Source organism: Ruegeria sp. CK2 (assembly GCF_056536585.1).
This window is the reverse complement of sequence record NZ_JBQFPW010000006.1, coordinates 1-25789: the sequence shown is the minus strand read 5'-3', so window position 1 is coordinate 25789 and position 25789 is coordinate 1. Positions and strand designations below refer to the sequence as shown.

General features: G+C 57.2%; 22 protein-coding genes. 11 read left to right on the top strand and 11 right to left on the bottom strand.

The window, feature by feature from the left end; translation table 11 throughout:
- The first annotated feature begins 36 nt into the window (after positions 1–36).
- The 3 genes from fzlA (at position 37) to ACR0BU_RS10995 (ending at position 3893) form a co-directional block, all read left to right on the top strand.
- Complete coding sequence (gene fzlA, locus ACR0BU_RS11005) at positions 37–702, top strand: FtsZ-binding protein FzlA (protein WP_299081412.1); 666 nt, start codon at positions 37–39, stop codon at positions 700–702.
- A gap of 78 nt (positions 703–780) precedes the next feature.
- A complete protein-coding gene (gene queG, locus ACR0BU_RS11000; protein ID WP_480737542.1) occupies positions 781–1818 on the top strand; it encodes a tRNA epoxyqueuosine(34) reductase QueG in 1038 nt (345 codons plus the stop codon).
- A gap of 71 nt (positions 1819–1889) precedes the next feature.
- Positions 1890–3893 carry a hydantoinase/oxoprolinase family protein gene (locus ACR0BU_RS10995; RefSeq protein WP_480737544.1) on the top strand — a complete coding sequence of 668 codons (2004 nt, stop codon included), beginning with the start codon at positions 1890–1892 and terminating at the stop codon, positions 3891–3893.
- Between the two features lie 39 nt (positions 3894–3932).
- On the opposite strand, the gene msrA is transcribed toward ACR0BU_RS10995, so the two are convergent.
- The 3 genes from msrA to ACR0BU_RS10980 all read right to left on the bottom strand — a co-directional run bounded on the left by msrA (position 3933) and on the right by ACR0BU_RS10980 (position 5894).
- Positions 3933–4445, bottom strand: a complete 513-nt coding sequence (gene msrA / locus ACR0BU_RS10990) for a peptide-methionine (S)-S-oxide reductase MsrA (RefSeq protein WP_298935771.1) — start codon at positions 4443–4445, stop codon at positions 3933–3935.
- Entirely contained in the window at positions 4442–4891 is a 450-nt protein-coding gene (msrB, locus tag ACR0BU_RS10985) for a peptide-methionine (R)-S-oxide reductase MsrB (RefSeq protein ID WP_299890435.1), read from the bottom strand. The genes msrA and msrB overlap by 4 nt, the downstream gene beginning before the upstream one ends.
- Before the next feature lie 115 nt (positions 4892–5006).
- Entirely contained in the window at positions 5007–5894 is an 888-nt protein-coding gene (locus ACR0BU_RS10980) for a DMT family transporter (protein WP_480737546.1), read from the bottom strand.
- A 183-nt stretch (positions 5895–6077) separates the two neighbouring features.
- On the opposite strand from ACR0BU_RS10980, the gene ACR0BU_RS10975 reads away from it, so the two are divergent.
- Positions 6078–7274 carry a BCCT family transporter gene (locus ACR0BU_RS10975; RefSeq protein ID WP_480737570.1) on the top strand — a complete coding sequence of 399 codons (1197 nt, stop codon included), beginning with the start codon at positions 6078–6080 and terminating at the stop codon, positions 7272–7274.
- A 106-nt stretch (positions 7275–7380) separates the two neighbouring features.
- On the opposite strand, the gene ACR0BU_RS10970 is transcribed toward ACR0BU_RS10975, so the two are convergent.
- The 5 genes from ACR0BU_RS10970 to ACR0BU_RS10950 form a co-directional block, all read right to left on the bottom strand.
- Entirely contained in the window at positions 7381–7869 is a 489-nt protein-coding gene (locus ACR0BU_RS10970; protein ID WP_480737547.1) for a hypothetical protein, read from the bottom strand.
- Between the two features lie 139 nt (positions 7870–8008).
- Positions 8009–8296 (bottom strand): HU family DNA-binding protein, encoded by a 288-nt coding sequence (locus ACR0BU_RS10965; protein ID WP_298935767.1) that lies wholly within the window; start codon positions 8294–8296, stop codon positions 8009–8011.
- A 130-nt stretch (positions 8297–8426) separates the two neighbouring features.
- Positions 8427–9890 carry an AMP nucleosidase gene (locus ACR0BU_RS10960; RefSeq protein ID WP_299890429.1) on the bottom strand — a complete coding sequence of 488 codons (1464 nt, stop codon included), beginning with the start codon at positions 9888–9890 and terminating at the stop codon, positions 8427–8429.
- Positions 9887–11689, bottom strand: a complete 1803-nt coding sequence (ade, locus tag ACR0BU_RS10955; protein ID WP_480737549.1) for an adenine deaminase — start codon at positions 11687–11689, stop codon at positions 9887–9889. The genes ACR0BU_RS10960 and ade overlap by 4 nt, the downstream gene beginning before the upstream one ends.
- A gap of 185 nt (positions 11690–11874) precedes the next feature.
- Positions 11875–12750, bottom strand: a complete 876-nt coding sequence (locus ACR0BU_RS10950; protein WP_480737551.1) for a LysR family transcriptional regulator — start codon at positions 12748–12750, stop codon at positions 11875–11877.
- Between the two features lie 114 nt (positions 12751–12864).
- Between ACR0BU_RS10950 and ACR0BU_RS10945 the strand changes: the two genes are divergently transcribed.
- Both ACR0BU_RS10945 and ACR0BU_RS10940 read left to right on the top strand, forming a co-directional pair.
- Positions 12865–13620, top strand: a complete 756-nt coding sequence (locus ACR0BU_RS10945; RefSeq protein ID WP_480737552.1) for a class II aldolase and adducin N-terminal domain-containing protein — start codon at positions 12865–12867, stop codon at positions 13618–13620.
- Positions 13621–13642: 22 nt separating this feature from the next.
- Positions 13643–14632, top strand: a complete 990-nt coding sequence (locus ACR0BU_RS10940; RefSeq protein WP_480737553.1) for a sterol desaturase family protein — start codon at positions 13643–13645, stop codon at positions 14630–14632.
- On the opposite strand, the gene ACR0BU_RS10935 is transcribed toward ACR0BU_RS10940, so the two are convergent.
- Positions 14629–15570 (bottom strand): GlxA family transcriptional regulator, encoded by a 942-nt coding sequence (locus ACR0BU_RS10935; protein ID WP_480737554.1) that lies wholly within the window; start codon positions 15568–15570, stop codon positions 14629–14631. The two genes, ACR0BU_RS10940 and ACR0BU_RS10935, sit on opposite strands and share 4 nt — an antisense overlap.
- 77 nt (positions 15571–15647) lie before the next feature.
- Between ACR0BU_RS10935 and ACR0BU_RS10930 the strand changes: the two genes are divergently transcribed.
- Genes ACR0BU_RS10930 through ACR0BU_RS10920 form a run of 3 tightly spaced genes read left to right on the top strand, consistent with a single transcriptional unit; the run spans position 15648 to position 19596 of the window.
- Positions 15648–16808, top strand: a complete 1161-nt coding sequence (locus ACR0BU_RS10930; RefSeq protein ID WP_480737555.1) for an acyl-CoA dehydrogenase family protein — start codon at positions 15648–15650, stop codon at positions 16806–16808.
- Complete coding sequence (locus ACR0BU_RS10925; RefSeq protein ID WP_480737557.1) at positions 16808–18820, top strand: acetate--CoA ligase family protein; 2013 nt, start codon at positions 16808–16810, stop codon at positions 18818–18820. The genes ACR0BU_RS10930 and ACR0BU_RS10925 overlap by 1 nt, the downstream gene beginning before the upstream one ends.
- Positions 18817–19596 carry a carnitinyl-CoA dehydratase gene (locus ACR0BU_RS10920; protein WP_480737559.1) on the top strand — a complete coding sequence of 260 codons (780 nt, stop codon included), beginning with the start codon at positions 18817–18819 and terminating at the stop codon, positions 19594–19596. The genes ACR0BU_RS10925 and ACR0BU_RS10920 overlap by 4 nt, the downstream gene beginning before the upstream one ends.
- Here ACR0BU_RS10920 and ACR0BU_RS10915 read toward each other — a convergent pair.
- On the bottom strand, positions 19593–20225 hold the full coding sequence (locus ACR0BU_RS10915; protein WP_480737561.1) for a class I SAM-dependent DNA methyltransferase: 633 nt from the start codon (positions 20223–20225) through the stop codon (positions 19593–19595). The two genes, ACR0BU_RS10920 and ACR0BU_RS10915, sit on opposite strands and share 4 nt — an antisense overlap.
- Before the next feature lie 88 nt (positions 20226–20313).
- Here ACR0BU_RS10915 and ACR0BU_RS10910 point away from each other — a divergent pair, with 88 nt between their 5' ends.
- Positions 20314–21159 carry an SDR family oxidoreductase gene (locus ACR0BU_RS10910; protein WP_480737562.1) on the top strand — a complete coding sequence of 282 codons (846 nt, stop codon included), beginning with the start codon at positions 20314–20316 and terminating at the stop codon, positions 21157–21159.
- Between the two features lie 11 nt (positions 21160–21170).
- Here the strand turns inward: ACR0BU_RS10910 and ACR0BU_RS10905 are convergent, their stop codons facing one another.
- A complete protein-coding gene (locus tag ACR0BU_RS10905; protein WP_480737564.1) occupies positions 21171–22790 on the bottom strand; it encodes a GMC family oxidoreductase in 1620 nt (539 codons plus the stop codon).
- 438 nt (positions 22791–23228) lie between these two features.
- On the opposite strand from ACR0BU_RS10905, the gene katG reads away from it, so the two are divergent.
- Positions 23229–25433, top strand: a complete 2205-nt coding sequence (gene katG, locus ACR0BU_RS10900) for a catalase/peroxidase HPI (protein ID WP_480737565.1) — start codon at positions 23229–23231, stop codon at positions 25431–25433.
- The last annotated feature ends 356 nt before the right edge of the window (positions 25434–25789 follow it).

Genomic DNA, 25789 nt, shown 5'->3' with positions numbered 1-25789 from the left:
AAGCTGAAGGGTACATATTGGTTCGAATGGAAATCCATGGCGCGTCTGTTTCACGTCCCCCTATCCCCGTATTGCCGCAAGGTTCGTCTGTCTCTGGCGGAGAAGAAGATAGAAGTTGAGTTGGTCCAGGAAAAATACTGGGAGCAAGACCCGGATTTCCTGCGCCGTAACCCGGCTGGAAAAGTGCCTGTCCTGCGCTTGGATGGGCAGATCATGTCCGAAAGCGCGGCCATCTGCGAATATATTGAGGAAACTCGGCCAGAACCCCCGCTGATGCCGAAAAAACCCGAAGCCCGGTTCGAGGTGCGTCGGCTGGTTGGTTGGTTCGACGATAAGTTTCATCACGAAGTAACGTCGAAGCTTTTATATGAGCGGGTCAACAAGAAGGTGACCGGTCAGGGCTACCCTGACAGTAAGAACGTTAAAGCCGGTGCTAAGGCCATCAAATATCATCTGGACTACATGGCCTGGCTGCTGGATCAACGGCGCTGGTTGGCAGGGGATCAAATGACACTGGCCGATTTTGCGGCGGCCGCGCATCTGTCATCGTTGGACTATGTCTCGGATGTGGATTGGAACCGCAGCCAGGCGGTCAAGGATTGGTACGCCAAGATCAAATCCCGCCCGGCGTTCCGGTCGATCTTGGCGGATCAGGTGCCAGCGTTCCGCCCTCCGGCCCATTACGCTGATTTGGATTTCTGATAGGATGGACGAGCAGGGGGCTATCTGCCCCCTCTTGGCCCTTTGGGCCAATTCGCCCCTGAGGATACTTTGGGCCAGATGAAGTGCGGATCGGATTTGAAGGACAGGCTTGTAAAGCAGGCCTTATCCGAAGGTTTTGTATCCTGCCGGATTTGCAAGCCGTGGGATGTTCCGCAGGTGCCTGCGCGATTGGATGCGTTTCTTGAGGCCGGATATCATGGGCAGATGGGGTGGATGGCAGAGCGCTCCCACTGGCGCGGTGATCCGGCAGCGCTTTGGCCTGAGGCACAATCGGTGATCATGCTAGCCGAGAGCTATACACCCGAACACGATCCGACCGAGGTACTGAAATACCCGGACAAAGCGGCGATTTCAGTTTACGCACAGAACAAGGACTACCACGATCTGGTCAAGAAGCGCCTGAAACGGTTGGCGCGGTGGCTCATCGCCGAGGCGGGAGGTGAGGTGAAGGTGTTTGTCGATACAGCACCAGTGCCGGAGAAAGCGCTGGGTCACGCGGCAGGGCTGGGATGGCAAGGCAAACATACCAATCTTGTCAGCCGCGATTGGGGCAACTGGATATTTATAGGCTCTGTTTTTTCGACTTTGGACCTACCATCGGATCGTGCGGAAGTGGATCATTGCGGATCATGCCGTGCCTGTTTGGACAGCTGTCCAACAGATGCATTTCCTGCGCCGTATCAGTTGGACGCGCGGCGTTGTATCTCATACCTGACCATCGAACATAAAGGACCGGTTGAGGAAGAGCTGCGCAGGAAGATGGGCAACCGGATTTATGGGTGCGACGATTGCCTGGCGGCGTGCCCCTGGAACAAGTTTGCGGTGGCGGCCAGCGATATCCGCTATGCGGCGCGCGATGATCTTAAGGCGCCAGCACTGGCTGAACTGGCCGAGCTGGATGATGCAGCGTTTCGTGCAAAATTCTCGGGTTCGCCGATCAAGCGGATCGGACGGGATCGGTTTGTGCGCAATGTATTGTATGCCATCGGCAATTCCGGCGCGTCGGATTTGCGACCCGCGGCGCAGGCGCTGACCGAAGATCCGGATCCGACTGTGGCCGATGCAGCGCGCTGGGCAGTGAAACAACTGTCATAGGTGCCGCAAACAGGCTGGACGTGTCGGTTCAAACCGCTACACCCATCTCCAAGGAATAAAAGGAGGACCCGATGGCCTTGGCTTTGGGGGTGGATACGGGCGGAACCTATACGGATGCGGTGCTGATCCGGGATGAGACAGAGGTGATCGCCTCGGCCAAGTCCCTGACCACGCGTGCGGATCTGGCGATCGGCGTGGGCAAGGCGATCTCGGCGGTGTTGGACGACGCGCAGGTGTCGGCGGATCAGATTTCTATGGCATCGCTTTCGACCACTTTGGCTACGAACGCTTTGGTCGAGGGGCAGGGTGGTCGTGTGGCCCTGATCTATATTGGTTTCAAAGACAGCGATCTGGAAAAGCACGGGCTGAAGGATGCGTTGAAGGGAGATCCGGCGCTGATCATCGCGGGTGGACACAGCCACGCAGGTGCCGAAGTTTCGCCGTTGGATGTCGCCGCGCTGACTGCGTTTTTAGACTCTCACAAGGGTATTTCAGGTTTTGCCGTTGCGGCCCAATTCGCCACCCGTAACCCGGCGCATGAGCTGGCAGCTGCGCGGGTCATAACGGAAAAGACCGGTGCCCCAGTCACCTGTTCCCATCACCTGTCTGCCAGGTTGAACGGTCCCAAACGCGCCGTGACAGCCGTTTTGAATGCGCGATTGATCGGGATGATCGATCGTTTGATCGGTCGCGCGCAGGACCAGTTGCGGGATCTGGGGATTGCGGCACCAATGATGGTGGTGCGTGGAGACGGGGCGCTGATGAGCGCGGAACAAGCGCGCGCGCGACCAATTGAAACGATCCTGAGCGGTCCAGCTGCGTCCATCGTGGGCGCGCGTTGGTTGACCAATGCTGAAAATGCGTTGGTCTCGGATATCGGTGGGACGACAACAGATGTGGCGTTGATCCGGGATGGCAAGCCGGCGATTGACCCGGCGGGGGCGCAGGTCGGTGGATTTCGGACGATGGTCGAGGCTGTGGCGATGCGCACGCACGGTTTGGGCGGCGACAGTCAGGTGCGTGTGGTGACTGAAGGCTTGGACGGCGGTGTATTTCTGGGTCCGCGCCGGGTGTTGCCGGTTTCCTTGATTGCATCAGAGGCCCCCGACGCCGTGCATGCGATCCTGGACCAGCAGTTACGCGCGACAACCGTTGGCGAACATGACACGCGGTTTGCACGCCGGGTTCCGGGTATTCACGTGGATGGTGTCGGTCCTCGCGAAGAAGGTTTGCTGGACCGGCTTGGTGATCAGGTCATGCCGCTGAGCAGCCTGTTGCGAACACGTATGGAGAACGGTGCGCTGGCGCGGCTGGTTGATCGCGGGATTGTACAGGTTTCGGGCGTCACCCCATCTGACGCAAGCCATGTTTTGGGCGGGCTCGATGCGTGGGACGCAGATGCGGCGCGCAAGGCGCTAGAGCTTTTTGCCCGAAAGCGGGTCGGCTCGGGCGATGTGTTGGCCAAATCGCCTGTCCTGCTGGCACAGATGATCGTGGACCAACTGACAAATCAAACCAGTTTAACCTTGTTAGAGACCGCTTTTGCGGAAGAAGCCGACAGTTTCGGAATGTCGCCACAGGAGTTGGCGCGACATGTTCTGACGCAGCGCGGTCTTGCACAGCATCGGGGGCTACTGGCACTGGATGCGGCGTTGAATGTCGATGTTGTAGGTCTGGGCGCATCGGCCCCTAGCTACTATCCGGCCGTGGGCGAGAAATTGCGGTGTCGGATGATCCTGCCCGAACATGCCGGGGTCGCGAATGCCATCGGGGCCGTTGTAGGGCGGCTGACCCTAAGGCGATCGGGGACTGTCACGTCTCCGTCTGAAGGTCGATACCGGGTGCATCTGGAGGATGGGCCGCAGGATTTCAATGCATCGGATGAAGCATTGGCCTTGTTAGAGACTGTTTTGAAGAACGAAGTAAAAGGCGCGGTGCAACAGGCCGGGGCCGAAGACATCCGCGTGGTGGTTGACCGGGACATCAAAACCGCCCGGGTCGAGGCGCAGGACGTGTTTGTCGAAGCGTTGATAACCGTCGAAGCCAGCGGCCGACCCAGGGTTGCGTCGGGCTAGCCCCCCTCAACGTCCGAGAGGGGCTGGGTAGGTGGTGCGTTATTCGGCTGCGTCCGCGCGTTTAGGCAAAACCCAGTCCTGACGCGGGAAGTGACATGTGTAGCCATGCGGGATGCGGAGCAGATAGTCCTGATGCTCAGGTTCTGCTTCCCAGAAGGACCCGACCGGCTCGACCTCGGTCACGACTTTGCCCGGCCATATTCCACTGGCGTCCACATCGGCGATCGTGTCCAGCGCGACGTTCTTTTGCGCGTCGTCCACATAGTAGATGGCCGAGCGATAGCTCATCCCTCTGTCATTGCCTTGTCGGTTCACGGTTGTTGGGTCGTGGATCTGGAAGAAGAACTCCAGCAAATCCCGGTACGAAATCTGGTCTGGATCGTAAATGATCTCGATCCCCTCGGCGTGGGTGCCGTGGTTGCGATAGGTCGCATTGGGCACGTCGCCGCCGGTATAGCCGACGCGAGTGGTGTTGACGCCGGGCAGCTTGCGGATGAGGTCCTGCATGCCCCAAAAGCAACCCCCGGCCAGAACAGCGCGTTGTTCCGTCATTGGATGTCCTCCACATGATTCAGATATTCGCCATAACCTTCGGCCTCCATCTCGTCGCGATGGATGAACCGCAGCGCGGCTGAGTTGATGCAATAGCGCAGCCCGCCATGTTCGCGCGGGCCGTCTGGGAAGACATGGCCCAGATGACTGTCGGCATGTTTCGAACGCACCTCGGTACGGATCATACCCAAGGTCGCATCCCGAAGTTCCTCAACGTGTTCGTGGACAATGGGCTTGGTGAAGCTGGGCCAGCCACAACCGGATTCGTATTTGTGTGTCGAAGCGAACAGGGGCTCACCCGAGACTATATCCACATAGATACCGGGTTCCTTGTTATCCAAATGTTTGCCGGTTCCGGGGCGTTCCGTGCCGCTGCGCTGTGTGACATGGAACTCTTCCGGCGAGAGGGCTGCAATGGCCTCGGGGTCTTTGGTGTAGTTGGTCATGGCTCCTCCGTCAGGTCGGTGTTAGTTCAATATTTGGGGGTGCAGGCGCGGAAAGCAAAGTCATATTTCAAAAGGCTCTCGCAGTCGTGCGTTTGATCCGGTGCCAATGAGCTAATCAGGCCGAAGCTTTGTCGCCCTGAGCGGGCTGTTTCGACAACTGTACGGCCAGAATGCCCAGCGTCGTAATACCAACGCCAATCGCGTCCAGGGATCCCAGCTTTTCGCCAAGCAGGATCGCCGCAATAGTGACGCCAAAGACCGGATTTAGAAAGTGGAAGGTGGCGGCCCGCACTGCACCGATCCGATCCAGCAGCAGGAACCAGATGAGGGTTGCCAGCAGACCGGGAAATAAGGTGGTGTAGGCAAACGCCAGCACCAGTGGGACTGTCGGGTGGATGTAGATCGTTTCAAAGACCGGGGCCGCGACGAACAAGACCGCTGAGCCCACAAGCATTTGCAACCCGACTACCATCATGAAGTTCCCCCCAGACGTCGCCCCCCGTACGGCCAGAGTTGCAAAGGTCAACGCCAACGCGCCGATACCGCAAAGCGCGACGCCGAACATATCGACACCAGCGCCAATCCGGCTGCCCATGATGAGCGCTACACCGGCGAACCCAGCCAGCAGACCGATCAAGCCGAGCGGTCGCAGTTTTTCACCCAAGAGCAACCATCCGATCAGTGCCACCAACAGGGGCATGGTCGATGCGATGATCGCAGCCACAGAGGCTTCGACCGTTTGCATAGCGTAGAAATTCAGACCCAAATAAAGAGCATTCTGACATATTCCGAACAGAATGGTGGCGCGCCACTGAGGTCGCGTCAGCCGCCAGCTTTGACCCATCGCACGGGCAATAATAACCCCCAGAATGCCCGATATCAAAAACCGCAAAGCCAGCGAAAACAACGGCGATGCATCGGACACAATGATCCGCGCCGAAGTGAAGGCAGATGACCAGATCAGGGCAAATACCAACCCCATGGCTATAGCGCGCAGATCCATGGAGACTCCCCTGTCACATCGCGCGGACTGTTCCCGATTCTGGAAAAAGCTGCAAGCGTTGCGCGTTAAAAAAGACACATCCGCCCTGCAAGTTTACCGGTCCTTGTGTTTTTATTGATTGGTCAGCCAATTAAAGATAGCTCTGGTAAAATCTGACATATCAAGGGAGGTTTGTCGGTGCTTCTGGAGTACATACTGTCTTTTGGCGTCCTGCTCGCGTTGGGTCTGGTCGCCTTCTTCGTTGTGAAATGGTGGGATCTGCGCTGTGTTGGCGTGACACCGGTTCACTTGTTCACATTCATCGCGATCCTGTTTACATCCGGACTGGATGTCGGCCTGATCATGTTCCCGCTGACCGAGTTCGGTGGCTATGCCGAAGACCCGGCCTACGCCTTTGCCAACCCGTTGGCGATCGAGTTCGGCTTCTGGGGTTTTCTGATCTGGGCCTTCTACTTCCTGACGGCGTTCTACTTCTGTGTGATCGAGCCGCGCGTGAAGTTCTTTGAGATCCCATTGGTCAAAGTGATCAACAACGTGGTCATCATTGGCACCTGCGCGTTTACCGCCAGCCTGTTTCTGATCTACCTGCCCGGTTACTTGCCCGAGGTGGGTGATGGCGAATCCGTAGTCACAACCTTCTATGTCATCGTGTTCGTAGTCATTCTGGCGGCGGCCTATTCGTCGACCGACCTGAAATATGTGCGCATTCTGTCGGTTGGTTCGACCATCCTGTTCCTGACGCTGATCCTTGGAATGTGGGTCGCAGCAGGCATGGGCATGACTGGTTTCGTTGAAACCGGCAGCAATATCGGCGCCTACTTCACCAACCTGCACAAGTTCGTTCTGCCGCTGACGGACTATCACGCCTTCTACCTGTTCTGGTGGTTTGCATGGTCGATCATGATCGGCCAGTTCACCTCGCGCTTTGTGGGCGGGTTGAAAACCTGGCAACTGCTGGCGGCGCTGCTGATCTTCCCGTCTATCCCGCTGGGGATCTGGTTCACCGTTCTCTACTACTATCACCTGAATGGTATCAGCACCGCAGGCATCACCAACATCGCGATGGTGATCGTGGGCGTGACCTTTGTGATCAACTCGCTGGACTCGCTGATCAGGCTCTATACCGACAACCTGAACATGACGGTCGAGCGGTTTGGCAAGGCAGCCTATGTCGCCGGTAACGTCGCATTGTTGTTTGTCCTGACCCTGCTGTTCCAGAGCCAATGGCTGCAAATCCAGTGGATCGGAGCGGTTGTCGTCGGCCTCTATCTGGCCTGCGTGGTCTTTATCCTGATCACCAAACGCAAAGAGGTGTTGAGCATCGATTCGATGCCCGAGGGGCGTGACCTGGACTTCCACAAGGTTGAGACGGTTCACTGACCGATCATCACAATCAGAACTTGAAAAGGGCACCGCATTTGGTGCCCTTTTTTTGTGCCGTCCATCGCAGTTGTCCGCTATGCGGACAAAGCCGACCTTCCGAAACTCATGGAAGCGGTTTCTTTGGTGCATGATCTCTCCACAGGAAGCGCACTTCAGCGCTTAGTCGGTTCCAGACATGGCTCGGCACAGTATTTGTTTCTTTGCCCTGCAACCCACTCTGATCCGCAACGGTTAGGAACCACCAAAACACCTCAAGACCAACCTCAGTTTCGATGAACTCCATCCACCCTTCGGCAATCAGCCCGCGGTTATTGTTAAGAACAGCGACACCTGAAAAGTTTTCAATTTCGCCGTCGAGCCAACGAGTTCGATGGCCTTCAACGCAGCTTTCCGACCAATCAAAGTGGACGTCAGATCGATGATATGTCTGTTGCCTCGGTAAATACCAATTTAAGTCAGCAACGAGCTGTTCTTCGACAAACGCCCGAAGTTCGGGACCCATACAATCTGAGAAGCCGAGTTCTTCCAAAACGTCATCCGATATTTCTGCTCTAAACGCGATACTTTCTAAATAGTCTTGCAGATCCTTCAAGTTCCTTACGTAGTTTTGGGCTCAAAGCGGACCAACACGATAGATAGACAACGCAATTCGCCAGCACCTTTTTTCTAACATCCCAACGAAAAAGGGTCACCCGAAAGCGACCCTCAATCGTTTGTCATGAAAGCTGAAATCAGCCGTTCACGCTGTCCTTCAGAGCTTTCGCAATGGTCATCTTGACCACCTTGTCCGCTTCTTTCTTGAACTGTTCGCCTGTGGCGGGGTTGCGTACCATGCGCTCGGGGCGTTCGCGGCAGTAGATTTTGCCGACGCCGGGCAGGGTCACTGCACCACCGGCCGAAACTTCGCGGGTGATCAGGCCGGTCATGGCCTCCAACGCTGCGTTCGCAGCTTTCTTGTCGGTTCCCATTTCGTCAGCGAGAGCAGCCACCAGCTGAGTCTTAGTCATAGGCTTTGCCATTTCTTGGTCTCCTTAACGTGCCCGATAAATAGGGCCTCACCGCGTAACTGTAACGGTATATTGTGGGCGAACACAACGAATAGTAGCGATAAAAGCCCTAAAAATATGGGGGATTCGTTGCTTTTTTGCGTCAGAGGAAGGCGGTTTCGTCGAAAGACCGCAATTTCCGACTGTGCAAACGCTCTAACGGCATGCCACGCAGGTGTTCCATCGCCCGTATTCCAATTGCCAGATGGCGGCTGACCTGAGTTGTATAAAAGGACGACGCCATGCCTGGCAACTTTAATTCGCCATGCAGGGGCTTGTCTGACACGCAGAGCAGAGTGCCGTACGGAACCCGGAACCGATAGCCATTGGCAGCAATCGTTGCGCTTTCCATATCCAGTGCGATCGCCCGCGACTGGCTGAGCCGCTGCACCGGGCCGGATTGATCGCGCAATTCCCAGTTGCGATTGTCAACCGAAGCCACAGTACCCGTGCGCATGATCCGCTTCAGCTCATACCCTTCCAGCTCGGTGACCTCGGCCACGGCGTGTTCCAATGCCACCTGAACCTCGGCCAGTGGTGGGATCGGAACCCAGACCGGCAGGTCATCATCCAGAACCTTGTCTTCACGCAGATATGCATGGGCCAGAACAAAGTCACCCAAGGCTTGCGTGTTGCGCAGCCCGGCGCAATGACCGACCATCAACCAGGCGTGCGGGCGCAATACGGCGATATGGTCCGTGGCGGTTTTTGCATTCGATGGACCAACACCGATATTGACCAGCGTGATCCCCGACCCATCCGCGCGTTTCAAATGATAAGTCGGCATCTGCGGCAGTTTCAGCGGTTGTTCCAGTGCTTCGTCTGACTTCGTAATCTCGACATTTCCGGTCGAGACAAAGCTGGTATAGCCGCTGTTCGGGTCGGCCAGTTGCTCACGCGCATAGTTTTCGAATTCCGAAACGTAGAACTGGTAGTTTGTAAACAGAACGTGGTTCTGGAAATGGCTTGGGTCGGTCGCGGTATAATGGGACAATCGCGCAAGCGAGTAGTCGACGCGCTGCGCCGTAAACAGCGCCAGTGGCCCGACGCCATCGTCATTTTCGTGGACCCCGTTGACGATGTCGTCATTGGTGGTGTTCAGGTCCGGAACATCAAAGACATCGCGCAATGTAAACCCTGCCGGACCCTGATTCAGCGCCGCCAGATCCGTGTTGTTCGCAACTGCAAAATGCAAGGGAATAGGTGTTTTCGACAGGCCAACAGTAACTGGCTGATCGTGGTTCTTGATCAAAAGCGCGATTTGCTGCGTCAGATAGGACCGAAACAGATCAGGCCGAGTGATAGTAATCGCGTGCGTACCGGGTTCGGACACGTGACCGAAACTAAGTCGGCTGTCGACCTGCGCGTATGAGGATGTCTTGATCCGCAACTCGGGGTAATAGGCACGATACCGCTCGGACGGTGCGCCTTCGGTCATCGCTTTCGAAAAGCTTTCGCACAGGAATTCGGTCGCCTTGGTATACAGCTCTTCCAGGCGTGCGACGGCGGCGACAGGGTCCGTGAAACTATCGGGGCTAAGGGCTTCGTGTGTTATTATTTTTGTCATGCCAGTGGTTCCAGAAGTTCAATTTTTTCAAAACTGCGCACATCTACCAACCCAAGGTCGGATATCCGCAATTCGGGAATCACCACCAAAGCCAGCAGGGAATGCTGCATATATGCGTTGTTGAGGTCGCAGCCGCAGGCTTGCATCGCCTCGACCATCTTGCCTGCCTTTGTTGCAACCTCAGCGGCGGGGCTGTCCGACATCAAGCCGGCGATCGGCAATTCCACCAGTGCCAGTTCCTGGCCATCGCGGAACAGGGCGATGCCGCCACCCACCTCGGCCAACCGGTTCGCCGCCAGCGCCATCTGGTCGCGATCAGTGCCCACGACAATCATATGGTGGCTGTCATGTGCGACGGTCGAGGCCATGGCCATCTTACCCTTATACCCGAACCCCGAGACAAAGGCGTTGGTGACCCCGCCAGTCGCCTGATGGCGTTCCACCAGCGCGATCTGGCACACTCCGTCTTCGGCCTCGACCAACCCGCCGATTATGGGCAGTTCGACCTTCAGCGCTTTGGTTGGTGCTTGGTTTTCGACGACGCCAATCACATTGGCCTGCACTCGGTTCGCACCAGCGGGCGCGGCGATCTCAAAGTCGGTTTCGGTCAGCGCGTGGCCCAGATGGACGGTTTTGCGGGCAGTGTCCGGCCAGTTCAGATGAGGGCAATCTACTGATATCGCGCCATCCTCGGCCACAACCTGACCGCGCGCGATGACAGTTTCGATGGGCAGCTTGGTTAGATCCGAACTCAGAATCACATCGGCACGACGCCCCGGTGTGACCGAGCCGATCTCACGCTCCAGCCCGAAATGAGTGGCGGTGTTGATCGTCGCCATCTGTAGGGCAATCAGCGGATCGCATCCGCAATCAATCGCATGGCGCACCACGCGGTTCATATGCCCATCGTTGACCAAAGTGGCAGAGTGGCAATCATCCGTGCACAAAATGAAATTTCGCGGATCCAAACCCTTTTCTGTCACCGCGGTGATCTGACTTTCCACATCATACCAGGCCGAGCCCAGCCGCATCATCGACCGCATCCCTTGACGCACCCGGGCGATTGCATCTGCCTCACAAGTACCTTCGTGATCATCGGCGGGGCCGCCTGCAACATAGGCGGCAAAACTAGACCCTAGATCGGGGGATGCATAGTGTCCGCCGACTGTCTTTCCTGCCCGCTGGGTGGCGGCAATTTCCGCCAACATTTTCGGGTCACCATGGACCACCCCGGGGAAATTCATCATCTCGCCCAGCCCGATGATCCCCGGCCAGGACATCGCTTCGGCCACATCCTGGGGCGTGATTTCATACCCTGTGGTTTCCAGCCCGGGAGCAGACGGTGCGCAAGACGGCATCTGGGTGAAGATATTGACCGGCTGCATCATCGCTTCGTCATGCATCATGCGGACACCGTCCAGACCCAACACATTGGCGATCTCATGCGGGTCGGTAAACATCGACGTTGTGCCATGTGGTATGACCGCCGCAGCAAACTCCGCAGGCGTCAGCATGCCGGATTCGATATGCATATGCGCATCGCACAGGCCCGGAAGAATATAGCGCCCTTGCGCGTCGATGATCTGTGTATCCGGTCCGGTGCAATGGTCGGCATCGGGCCCCACAAAGGCGATGCGCCCCTCTGCAATCGCGACAGAGTGGTCGGGCAACAGCTCCCGACTGTGAACGTTCACCCAAATGCCGCCGCGAATAACCATATCCGCAGCCTCGCGTCCGGCTGCAACTGCGATCAAACGAGGGGCGACATCGGGCCAACTTGGGAAAGGCGTGTATTCCATGGCTCAACTTTCCTGAATGCGCGGTCCGGTGCAACCCCGGTATTTTCGTATCATCAAATCATCACAAACCTTTGGCACAGCCCAGCGCGGCCGATACATCCGCAGCGCGCCAGCGCTGCCCGGCCCAACCAGAGGTGGTGCCCCGACGGGGCAGCGACAATGGGCGGGAGACCACCTTGCCTTGATCAGGCAACCCGGTCCAATTCGATCTCGCGTCGTACCCAATCTGCAAAGGCAACCGCACCGGGTGTTTCTTCTGCCTGAGGGGACAAGAGCAGATAATATGCCTCAGGCATCGGTGCGCGATGTTCAAACGGGGCGACCAACAAACCCTGATCAATAAGGTGGCGCGCGATGGCATCATGGGCAAGGCAAAGGCCACCTCCGGCCATGGCGACCGATAGGCAAACCAGATAGGTTGTCGCGTAGGTTATCGGCGGATTTTCCCATTTAAGGCCCTGTTCTTCGGCCCAACTAGGCCAATTCGACAACAGGTTTGAACAGTCGAACAGGGGTTGCTGCTGCAAGCTGTCAAATGAAACCTCAAAGCCAGGCGCACAGACCGGGTAATAGTGCTCGGTGCGCAGCAACTCTGTTCGCACCGTATCGGCTGGCCGCAGAGAGAACCGGATTTCGACTGCCGCACCGTCGGCCATTTCGCGCGGCTCCCATAGCTCGGTAAAGATATTGAGCCGCACGTCCGGATATTCGGTTCGAAAGGCAGGCAGGCGTGGGGCCAACCAGTTTACTGCGAAGCTTATGTTACACTGCACCTGAACCGCATCCTGTTGCGCGCCAGTGATGGCTTGTGTTCCCCGCACCAGTGTCCGGAACGCCTCGCGCACCACAGGCAGATAGGTGATACCCGCCTCTGTCAGCTCAAGTGCTTTGGGTCGCCGTAAGAACAAGGGTTGCCCAAGATGGCCTTCCAGGGACTTGATCTGCTGGCTGACAGCGCTCTGCGTCATGTTCAGATCTCGGGCTGCGCCGGTGAAAGACAGGTTGCGCGCGGCGGCTTCAAACGTACGTAGCCAACCTAGGGGCGGAAGCGGTTTCTGCATCGTTATAACCTCGGCATAAGTTCAGCTAATGGGATAGTTGTGATTTTTTCGTTGGTCAAATCTGTTGACCAGAGGCACGGTTTCAGGAACGCCAGTTGCCAAAGGAGCCCTGCCATGCGTGTCGCGAGCCTTCGTCCCAATATCGACCATTGGTCCGAGCGTGTGGATTTGGCAGCCGCCTTTCGCTGGACAGAACGTCTGAACATGCATGAGGGCGTGGCCAACCATTTCAGCCTTGCGGTGAATGACGACGGTACGCAGTTCTTGATGAACCCCAATCAGATGCACTTCGCCCGCATCCGGGCCTCGGACCTATTGCTGCTGGATGCCAAAGATTCGGAGGTCATGGCTCAACCAGGCGCGCCGGATCCAACGGCCTGGGGATTGCATGGATCGATCCACCGCCATTGTCCTCATGCGCGCTGTGTCATGCATGTGCATTCGATCTTCGCAACTGTTTTGGCCTCGCTGGCGGACAGCACCTTGCCACCAATCGATCAGAACACCGCGACCTTCTACGATCGCTACGTTGTTGACGAAGAATTCGGCGGGCTGGCCTTTGAAAGCGAAGGTGAACGCTGTGCCTTGATGCTGTCCGACCCGAAGAAAAAGGTGATGATCATGGGCAACCATGGCGTTCTGATTATTGGCAGTGACTCCGCAGATGCCTTTAATAGACTCTATTATTTTGAACGTGCCGCCGAAACCTACATCCGTGCGCTTCAGACCGGCCAGCCGCTGCGCGTGCTGTCGGATGAGATTGCCGAGAAAACCGCGCAAGAACTGGACGAGTATCCAGACCAGGCCCAGGCGCATCTGCGTGAGATCAAGGCGATGCTGGATACCGAAGGATCGGATTACGCAACCTGACCACAGCCACAGAGTGACTGCCATGACCGACACCGCTCAGGACCCCGAAGCCGCCCGCTGGAATTACCGCCCCGAAGAACCAGTGAACTTGAACCCTCTGTTCACTTGGCCGCCACGCCCTGCGGCTGTGCTGAAGTGGTACAGCGGCGCATGGCTGCAGATCACGGCCTTGACGTTGTGCATGGTGCTGGCCTTGGCGGCCTATATGTTCTTTTTCCCTGAATTAGAGTCGATGCGGAGCTTTAAGCCGGGCTGGATGTTTCGCATTTGGTTGCTGAATATGGCGCCCCAAATTCTTGTTGCAGGTGGCCTGCATTGGTGGCTGTACATGCGCAAAGGCCAGGGCATGTACAAAAAGTTCGACCGCCGAGATCTGACCCGCGACAATGGCACTTTCACGTTCCGCAATCAGGTGCTGGACAATATCTGGTGGACGCTCGGCAGCGCCATGACGGTGGCAACCGTCTATCAGTGGGTGATCTACTGGGCGATGGCCAACGGTTATGTCCCAACCATCACCTGGGCCAGCGCTCCGGTCTGGTTTGTGGTCTGGATGTTGTTCATCCCCATGTGGTCTGGGCTGCATTTCTATTGGGTGCACCGGCTGGAGCATCACCCGAAACTCTACAAACATGTCCACGCCGTGCATCACCGCAACGTCAATATCGGCCCGTGGTCAGGGATTTCGAACCATTGGTTCGAGAATTTCCTGTATTTCACAACATACTTCATCCACCTGATCGTGCCGTCGCATCCGCTGCATCTGCTGTTTCATGCCTACTTCCAGCAGGTCAGCCCGATTCTATCCCATTCCGGGTTCGAAAAGCTGAGGGCTGGGAATATGGATGCGGCGCGCGCAGGGGATTTCTTTCACCAGCTTCATCATCGGTATTTCGAGTGCAATTACGGCACGTCCGAAATCCCGTTCGATAAGTGGTTCGGCACCTATCACGATGGCTCGGCCGAGGCGACAACCCGCACGCGGGCCTACAAAAAGCAGATGTATACCTAGCGTGCCCGCAATGTGCGTGGAGTAACCCCGAATTCTGTTTTGAACGCACGGGTCAAAGCGCTGGGGTCGTCATACCCGGCGCGCAGGGCAACCTCGCCGACAGTCAGGTCGGTTTCGGCCACCAGTTTGCGGGCCAGATTCAGCCTGAGACGCCGGTAAACCTGGGCCGGGCCAGCGCCCAGCTCTGCCTGCATTCGCACGGAAAGGGCTTTTTGCGACCGACCGACCCGGTTTGCAATTTCGGATATAGGCAAAGGCGCTTCCAGATGTTCCTGCATCAATGCCAGCGCTTTGTTGACATAGCCGCTGGTCGCACCCGCGCCGCCTGCGTGGGACCGAGCGGAACCACGGATCATGAACAACTGTTCCACTTCAAGCGCCAACGCCTGTCCCTGATCCTGCCCAATAAGATGAAGGACCAGATCAAACGCTGCCATCGCGCCGGAACAGGTGATGCGGTCGCGGTCGACAACGTATCGCTCACGGACGGCATCCACTTCTGGGAAACGTTCGGTGAACCCTGTAAGTTCCTCCCAGTGAATAGTTGCGCGGCGCCCGTCCAGCAGACCTGCAAGCGCAAGCAACCAGCTTCCGGTGTCCAACCCAACGAGTATATCGAAACGGTCGGCTGCCGCTCTCAGCCCAGCTAGGGTTTGCCATCCGCCGTGCATGTGGAAGCCATATGATGGCATCACCATCAACATGTTACCGTCGGACGTTTGAAGCGTTCCATGCGGAGCGACTTGCAAACCCGAGGATGAGCTCACAGGCCCAGCAGACAACGACAGAAACTTCCAATCATACAGACGACGCGCTGACAGCATGTTGGCAGCGCGCAATGGCTCGACCGTGTTGGCGAGACAATGGTTCGAAAACCCGTCGAACAGAAGCACACCGATTTGCTGCGGTGCAGAGCGAGATTTTATCCATTTCTGCATGATGAATGTCTATTTCAGCATGCTGCTCAGTTCAATCCCAGTCACGATATGGGCACGCCCAGATGTGGAGAATTCAGATGCAATATGGCTTGTCCGACGAACAGGAGATGATCGCTTCGACCGTTCGAAGTTTTGTCGAAAACGAGATATACCCGCATGAGGAACTGGTCGAACGCACTGGCGAAGTGCCGCAAGACATCGCGGATGAGATCAAGCGCAAGACTATCGAGCTGGGCTTTTACGCCTGCAATTTTCCCGAAAGCGTTGGTTGTGCCGGGCTGAACCATCTGGAATTCGCGCTGGTCGAGCGGGAATTGGGGCGCGGCTCGATGGCGTTGAACCATTTCTTTGGGCGCCCTCAAAACATTCTGATGGCTTGCGAAGGTGATCAGGTTGAGCGGTATCTAACGCCCGCGGTGCGCGGGGAAAAGATGGACGCGTTGGCCATGACCGAGCCCGGCGCGGGATCCGATGTGCGCGGCATGAAATGCGCGGCGGTGCGAGCTGGCGGTGATTGGGTGGTCAACGGGACCAAGCATTTCATCTCGGGGGCTGAACACGCGGATTTCATCATTGTCTTCATTGCGACAGGCGAAGATCAGACACCCAAAGGCCCGAAAAAGCGGATCACAGCGTTTCTGGTGGACCGTGGCACGCCCGGTTTCACAATCCGCGACGGGTACAAGTCGGTAAGCCACCGTGGCTATAAGAACATGGTGCTGGATTTCGACGATTGTCGCTTGCCGGATTCGCAGGTTCTGGGCGAAGTCGATGGCGGCTTCGATGTGATGAACACATGGTTGTATGCCACGCGTATTACCGTCGCGGCCATGTCGGTTGGTCGGGCCCGGCGCGCATTTGACTACGCGCTGGACTATGCCGCAACGCGCGAGCAGTTCGGCCAGAAGATCGGCAAGTTTCAGGGCGTATCTTTCCAGATCGCCGACATGATCACCGAAATCGATGCCGCAGACTTGCTGACGCTGGCAGCGGCTGATCGCTTGGACAAAGGGCTGTCGGCAAATCGTGAGATTGCTTCGGCCAAGCTTTATGCCTCAGAGATGCTTGCGCGTGTGACAGATGCGGCCATTCAGGTTCACGGTGGCATGGGACTTATGGATGATTATCCGCTGGAGCGCTTTTGGCGCGATGCGCGGGTCGAGCGGATCTGGGACGGGACCAGCGAGATTCAACGCCACATCATCAGCCGCGATTTACTGCGGGCGCTGGGTGCCTGATGGCGTTGAGGCGCATTCTGAATCCATCCTCGTTGGCCGTCATTGGCGGCGGCGCCTGGTGTGCCGAAGTGATTTCCCAGGCCCAAAAGTTCGGGTTTGACGGAGATATCTGGCCGGTTCACCCCAAGGCCGAACAGGTCGGGGGTATTCGGGCGTTTGCAAGCATCGAAGATCTGCCTCGGGCCGCGGACGTGGCGTTTGTCGGAATAAACCGGCATGCAAGCGTTTCCGCAGTGTCGGCCCTGTCCGCCGCGGGTGCAGGTGGGGCTGTTTGTTTTGCCTCGGGGTTTACTGAGGCACGCGCCGAGGATGATCAAGCTGCTGATCTTCAGGCGCAATTGATCGCGGCCGCTGGGGATATGCCCATCCTTGGTCCCAATTGTTACGGGTTCATCAATGGCCTGAGCCGGACTGCCGTTTGGCCGGATCAGCACGGCATGAAACCAGTCGAACGTGGCGTTGCAATCCTGACCCAAAGCTCGAACATCGCTATCAACATGACAATGCAGCGCCGGGCGTTGCCACTGGCGTTTATGCTGACCTGCGGAAACCAGGCGCAGACACACCAGGCCGAGATTGCCTCGGCTCTGTTGGACGATGACCGGATCACCGCAATAGGCGTTCACATCGAAGGCTTTGGTGATCTTCGGATATGGGAAGCCTTGGCCCAAAAGGCGCACGCGCGGGGCGTTCCGGTCATTGCCCTGAAAATGGGCCGCTCGGATCACGCGCAGGCCGCGACAATTTCACATACGGCTTCACTGGCGGGTGGCGACGCCGGAGCGCAGGCGTTTTTGGATCGGTTGGGGATCGCGCGATTGGACGACATCCCCAGCTTTCTGGAATGTCTGAAGCTGTTGCATGTCACCGGACGCCTGGATGGAAATGGTTTGGGTATGATCAGCTGTTCGGGTGGCGAGGCGAGCCTGTCTGCGGATATGGCCGAAGGACGTGACCTGCATTTCCCACCTTTGACAGAAGACCAACGCACCGCGTTACGCGCAGCCCTCGGCCCTATGGTGGCATTGGCAAATCCGTTGGACTACCACACCTATATCTGGCGCGACACGGATGCGATGACCCGGGCATGGTCAAGCCTGACGGGGCCGGACAAGGCCCTGACCATGACAATTGTCGACTACCCTCACACGGACCCAACAGATTGGGAATGCGCAACGCAGGCTGTACTGAACTGTGTCGAACGAACGGGACGACCCTTCGCCATGACCGCAACTTTGCCCGAGTTGATGCCGGAAGCGATTGCACAGCGTTTGTTGGACGGCGGCGTTGTGCCCTTTGCCGGGCTTCACGAAGCGCTGGCCGCCATCGAGGCTGCTGCGCGACCGTTGCCCACCCCATCGGAACCGGTGCTGCTGCCATCAGAGGCTTCAGCCGATCAGGTGTTGACGGAAGCAGAAGCCAAAGCGTCATTGGCCGCGTTTGGCTTGCCAGTGCCGCGCAGCGTTGTTGTTAAAGTTGCAGACGCGGATCAGGCCGGGTTGGACCTGAGCGGTCCCTTTGCGGTCAAAGGCGTGGGCCTGGCGCATAAATCAGAACACAACGCGGTGCGACTTGGCGTGCCGGCATCCGATCTGCTCGAAGCAGCATACGCGAACGGGACAGACGAGGTGCTGATCGAAGAAATGGCCGATGGTGCCGTTGCCGAGCTTTTGGTGGGTGTCACCCGCGATCCGGCGCATGGGTTTGTTCTGACCCTTGGGGCCGGCGGCATTCTCACCGAAATACTACGCGATACCGTGTCTTTGCTGATCCCGTCATCACGCGGGGCTGTTCAGGAAGCGATGAACCGCTTGGCCTGCACCCCCTTGCTTGCCGGGTATCGGGGCAAACCGGCAGCCGATAAGGACGCGATACTGGACGCTGTCGATGCTGTGCAGAACTATGTGATTGCCAATGCGGCAACAGTCGAAGAAGTTGAAATCAACCCGCTGATCTGCACCGCCAATGGGGCGGTTGCAGTGGATGCGCTGATCCGAAAGGCAAGCTCATGACCCCGATCAAAACCCGCCGTGATGGTGCCATTTTGGAAGTGACTCTGGATCGGCCAAAAGCCAACGCGATTGATCTGCTCACCAGCCGCGCCATGGGCGAGGTTTTCCGCGATTTTCGCGATGATCCGGACTTGCGTGTGGCAATCCTGACCGGTGCCGGAGAAAAGTTCTTTTGCCCGGGCTGGGATCTGAAAGCCGCTGCAGACGGGGATGCGGTGGATGGTGACTATGGCGTGGGCGGTTTTGGCGGATTGCAGGAATTGCGCCATATGAACAAACCGGTGATTGCAGCCGTGAACGGGATCGCCTGCGGGGGCGGGTTAGAACTGGCGCTGAGCGCCGATATGATTATCGCAGCTGATCACGCCACCTTTGCCCTGCCCGAGATCAGGTCCGGTACGGTAGCTGATGCTGCCAGCGTGAAAATGCCTAAACGCGTTCCGTACCACATCGCGATGGAGTTGCTGCTAACCGGGCGCTGGTTCGACGCGGACGAAGCTCATCGTTGGGGCCTCGCAAATGAAATCGTGCCCGCGGATCAGCTGATGGACAGAGCGTGGGAATTGGCGCGCTTGTTGGCAAGCGGCCCGCCGTTGGTCTATGCGGCCATCAAGGAAATCGTGCGCGAAGCTGAGGATGCGAAGTTCCAAGACATCATGAATCGTATCACGCGACGCCAGTTGGCTACCGTTGATGTGTTGTACGGGTCCGAGGACAATCTGGAAGGCGCTAAAGCCTTTGCCGAAAAGCGCGATCCGGTCTGGAAGGGCCGCTAAATCCGCTCAAAAAGGGCAATAAAGGCGGTGTCATCTTTGTTGGCACCGGCGGCTAGGTCGCCATAGATACGGGTTTTCGGAAGGGTCAGGTTTCGAATCCGGTCTTGCGCAAGCGTGCTCAAGGCGTCTGCAAAACCCTGTGTTTCGAAATGGTGGGCATTGACCGACAAGGCAAACTGCGCGCCGGGGCGTGCAACGCGCAACAGGGCTGGCAACACGTCCGGCCCCAGATGGCCATGCGTGAACGTGCCGGACGAGACGACGCCAGAGTAACTCGCGCGTGGGACAGGGATACCGAGGTTCAGATCCGCCTCGATGGTATCACGGTAGATGTCTTTGCGCATTGCCACGTCCAGCATATCCGAACTGATATCTGTCGCATCAATCGGTCCGACATCCAACCCGGCCAGAACGACGCCGCACAAGCCAGTACCTGCACCGACATCCAGAACCGGGCCTTGCCCCCCGGCAGCGACAAAAGCGCGGGCCGTGTGAATGTGCAGCTGATAGTCTTCGCGCGCTGCAAAACCGGCATCATAATCCCCAGCCCATTCATCATAGAGGCGCTTGTTGTCCTCGGGTGATTTGAGGGCATAGGCCGCATGCAGGTTGGGTGTTTTGTCGCTCATGCGTCAATCAAGGCGCATAGGAGGATTCGAATCAAGTGCGTCCATGCGGCGCTTGCATCCCATTCCATGGCGGATCATCAAAGGAGGCATGACAAACACGCTTTTCTCATTTGGACATGGCTATTCCGCTCAGGCCTTGTCTCGTACGCTGGCGCCGCAAGGGTGGCGCATATTTGGGACCACTCGGGATATCGAAGGCGCAACGGCCATCCGCACCTCCGGGGCCGAACCGTTGATTTGGCCCGGAGAGCAGCCGCATCTGGACGGGGTGACACATTTGTTGATCTCGACGGCGCCAAACGAAGATGGAGATCCGGTTCTCGCCGCGCTGGGCGACGAGATCGCCAAGCGGGCCGGGCAGCTCAAATGGGTTGGGTACCTGTCGACCACTGCCGTCTATGGGGATCATCAAGGCGATTGGGTCGATGAGACCACTCCGCCCACGCCAACGGCCCAGCGCGGCCAGTGGCGTATGTTGGCCGAAGAGCAATGGTCAGGCATTCCTGGCTTGCCGGTGCATATCTTTCGGCTTGCCGGCATCTATGGTCCGGGTCGCGGTCCGTTCTCCAAACTGAAACGCGGTGGGCTACGGCGCATCATCAAACCGGGACAGGTGTTTTCGCGGATTCATGTGGCTGACATTGCACAGGTCCTGGCCGCGTCGATGATGGCCCCGAATCCCGGTTCCATCTACAATGTTTGCGATGATGAGCCCGTGCCACCACAAGACGTGATCGGGTACGCCGCCGAATTGCAGGGCCTGCCGCTGCCCCCAGCGGTGCCATATGATGAGGCAGACCTAACCCCCATGGCGCGCAGCTTCTACAACGAAAATAAACGTGTCCGCAACGATCTGATCAAGGACGAGCTGGGTGTTCAGCTTCTTTATCCCAATTACAGGGTCGGGTTAGAGTCCCTGATGGCGGGGTCGTAAGAATGTAAGTCTCACTGAGCCGCTGCTTTGATCAGATCGGCGGCTTTTTCGGCGATCATAATCGTGGGCGCGTTGGTGTTGCCCGAGATCAGAGTTGGCATGATCGAGGCATCGATCACCCGCAAGCCTTGTATGCCGCGTACCCTTAGCTGGGGATCAACCACGGCCATATCATCTACGCCCATTTTGCAGGTGCCCACAGGGTGATAGATCGTGTCGGCGCGAGCGCGTATGTGGCTCTCCCAATCGGTATCTGTTTCGATTCTGTCGGTCCCGAACATCTCTTTGTGCCGGTATTTGGCCAACGCGGGGGCTTCCAGAATATCGCGCATCAACTTGGCGCCTTTGATCAGAGTGTCCAAATCGCGCTTGTCTGACAGGTAACCGGGATCAATGGCGGGTGGGGCAAATGGATCAGCGCTTTGCAAGCCAACTGTGCCTCGGCTGTCGGGGCGTAGCTTGCAGACGTGGCAGCTGTACCCATAACCGTAATGCAGCTTGCGCGCGTGATCATCAACGACAGCGATTGTGAAGTGCAACTGAATGTCGGGTCGATCAAGTTCAGGCGAAGTCCTCAGAAACGCAGCCCCTTCGGCATAGGGCGTGGCCGCCAGCGACACCCCTGTCTTTCGCCATCGCCACAGGTGGCCCATAAACCGCGCCGCGCCAACCGGGCCAATGCCGAACGTATCGGTGTCTTTGGTTCTATAGGCGAGGATGAAATCCAGATGGTCCTGCAGGTTCTTTCCAACGCCGGGCAGGTTGTGGCGAACGGCTATCTCATGCTGCGTAAGATCGTCAGGCGCTCCGATACCAGACAGTTGCAGTAATTGTGGTGACATCAACGCACCAGCGCAGATCAGGACCTCGCGACTGGCGTCGACCGTGATGTCGTGGCCCTTGCCTTTCCTTTTATAAACAACGCCGGTCGCGCGATTGCCGTCAAAGGTCAGCTCTTTGGCATGGGCGTGGGTGATTACCGTCAGGTTTGGCCGATCGATGATGGGAAAGACATAGGCCGCCGCCGCTGAACACCGTTCGCCATTCTTTGTTGGGTCATGGAACTGGGTAACCTGATACAGCCCCACCCCTTCGTTGTCGCCTCGGTTGAAATCTTCTCTGCGCCGGTGCTGCAACTGCTCGGCGGCTTCGATGAACGCTTGCGTTATCGGGCGCGGCTCTTTCTGGTCAGACACCTGCAGGGGGCCACCGTCGCCATGCAGGTCATCTGCGCCATGTTCATTGTTTTCCGATCGCTTGAAATAGGGAAGCACACTGTCCCAATCCCAGCCCTCGCACCCCAGATCGGCCCACCCGTCATAGTCCTGTTGCTGCCCGCGTATATAAAGCATCGCGTTGATCGCGCTCGATCCGCCCAAGGTCTTGCCCCGAGGCTGATACCCCTTGCGGCCGTTCAGCCCGGGTTGCGGCACCGTCTCAAAAGCCCAGTTGTTGATCTTGGGCCGCCCGGGCAGAGCTGCAACAACGGCCGAGGGCATTCGGATCAAGATGCTATCGCCACCACCACCGGCCTCAAGAAGACAGACGGTTTTGTCCGGGTCTTCGCTGAGACGATTGGCAAGAACGCAGCCTGCCGACCCGCCTCCGACGATCACGTAATCGAATTTCATCCTGATGCTCCTGCCTGATCGGATCCGTGTTTGAACTCTCTGATCGCGTTGGTGATGCGCCGGGGTTATCGCTCAAATACTCCACGTCACGATTCAACTGAATTGAACGTGAAGGAATGGAGCAAAATTGCAATCACCGAGCCGGACTTATGACCCAAGGTTACCAAAATAGACGCCAATCAAGAGCCGCAGAGTTGCGCCTGAAATTAATAACTAAAAATTATGAATTTGATCCAAAAACAAAACTTATTCGCATGGCTTGGAACTGCTATAACTGCCAGGAAGCAAGACAGCAGAGTCGTTGACGTCCGAAACGTCAAATCCTGGGTTCATTGGCCCAGATCTGAAATTCGGCAGCGGCGACATCTTCCTGTGATCTTGTTCATTACAGATTTGACCGCGCAAAGCAGCCGAACTTAGCCAGGACTGGAGATCGATATGGACGGAAGTGATAACCCCAACACGGGCGGATGCCCTGTGATGCATGGCGCCGGCACCCGGTCAAACCGGGATTGGTGGCCAAACCAGCTGAAGCTTTCGATACTGCATCAGCACGCGCCTGCTTCGAACCCAATGGGTGAACAGTTCGATTATGCGGAAGAGTTCAAAAAGCTGGACCTCAAGGCGCTGAAAGAAGATCTATACGCGCTGATGACAGATTCGCAGGATTGGTGGCCCGCAGACTATGGCCATTATGGCGGTCTGTTTATCCGCATGGCTTGGCACAGCGCTGGCACCTATCGCACCGCGGATGGCCGTGGTGGTGGTTCGACCGGGAACCAACGGTTTGCGCCCCTGAACAGCTGGCCAGACAACGGTAACCTGGACAAGGCGCGTAGGTTGCTTTGGCCGATCAAACAGAAATACGGCAACAAGATTTCCTGGGCCGACCTGATGATTCTCGCCGGTAACTGCGCCATTGAATCGATGGGTGGTAAAACATTTGGTTTCGCAGGTGGTCGTGCGGACATCTGGCAACCCGAAGAAGACATCTATTGGGGTACTGAAACCGAATGGCTGGCCCCAACTGATAACCCAAACAGCCGATATTCCGGTGAACGCGATTTGGAAAACCCGCTGGCAGCGGTTCAAATGGGTCTGATCTATGTGAACCCAGAAGGCCCGGACGGAGAGCCGGATGTCTTGGCCTCGGGACGCGATATCCGCGATACATTCGCGCGGATGGCGATGAATGACGAAGAAACCGTCGCTTTGGTCGCTGGTGGGCACACCTTTGGCAAAGCGCATGGTGCAGGCGATCCTGATCTGGTCGGAGCAGAGCCCGAAGCCGCCGGCATCGAAGAGATGGGCCTTGGCTGGATCAACAAGTTCGGCAGCGGCAAAGGTGATGACACCACTACCAGCGGCATCGAAGGCGCATGGACTGCTAACCCAATTAAGTGGGACAATGGCTATTTCGACCTTCTTTTCGGCTATGAGTGGAACCTGACCAAAAGCCCCTCGGGTGCGTGGATATGGGAGCCTGTTGGCGTTAAGGAAGAAGACATGGCCCCGGCGGCACATGATCCTTCGAAAAAGGTCAAGACCATGATGACCACCGCTGACATGGCGATGCGCTTGGATCCGATCTATGGCCCGATCTCGAAACGGTTCCATGAGAACCCCGACCAACTGGCCGAAGCTTTTGCCCGCGCGTGGTTCAAGCTGACGCATCGGGATATGGGCCCTCGCTCACGTTACTTGGGATCTGAAGCACCCAGCGAAGAGCTGTTGTGGCAGGATAACGTCCCGGCTGTGGACCATGACCTGATCGATGATGCGGATATTGCCGCGCTGAAAGAGGAGATTCTGGCGACCGGTCTGTCAGTCTCGGATTTGGTTTCCACAGCTTGGGCTTCGGCGTCGACCTTCCGCGGCTCGGACATGCGCGGCGGTGCCAACGGTGCCCGGATCCGTCTTGCCCCGCAAAAAGACTGGGCTGTGAATGAGCCGTTGAAGCTGTCCAAAGTCTTAGGCACGCTGGAAGGCGTGCAAAAAGCCTTTAACGACGCGCAATCGGGCAACAAGAAGGTCTCACTGGCCGACCTGATTGTTCTGGCAGGCGCAGCTGCACTCGAACAGGCGGCCAAAGCCGGGGGCCAGGACGTTGAAGTTCCGTTCACTCCAGGTCGGACCGACGCATCGCAAGACCAAACGGATGTGGACTCAGTCGCCGTGCTAGAGCCCGCCGCTGATGGCTTCCGCAACTATCAGAAGACAGACTACACTGTGTCACCGGAAGAGCTGCTGGTAGACAAGGCACAATTGCTGACACTGTCTGCGCCCGAGATGACCGTTCTTGTTGGTGGTCTGCGGGTTCTGGGGGCGAACTTCGATGGTTCTCGCCATGGTGTGTTCACAGATCGCGAAGGAACGCTGAGCACGGACTTCTTCAGAAACCTGCTGGATATGGATACGGAATGGAAACCTTCCGACGAGGCTGGTGTCTATGAAGGCCGTGATCGTACCAGCGGTCAGGTCAAATGGACCGGCACACGCGTGGATCTGGTATTTGGCTCGAATTCCCAGTTGCGCGCTTTGGCCGAGGTTTATGGCCAGGGTGATGCAGAAGGCAAATTCGTCTGCGACTTTGTTTCTGCCTGGAACAAGGTGATGAACGCCGACCGGTTTGATTTGGCCTGAGACCTTTCAGACCTATGACTCGAAGCCTCCCGGATCACTCCGGGCGGTACTCTTTTGCAGCAAGCGGTGCCAATGAATCAGTGAATCAGGATTGGTTGCCGCATTTCAAACCCGAGAGGCCATGTTCGTTAAGGCTTTAAAAGCTCAACCTAGCCAAATTGTTAACCTAAATTATTGATTTCATTAATATTCGTTAGCTTTCATCTGGAAAAGTAAAGTTTTTTCAAAATGGGGGTTGCAGGTCTCAGACCTAATCCGTAAATAGCCCTTCACCGGCGCTGCTGAGGCGGCGCTGACGGGTCGGGGAGACGGCCGGACGGGTTGGAGAGACAGCTGGACGCACTGGAGAGACAGTG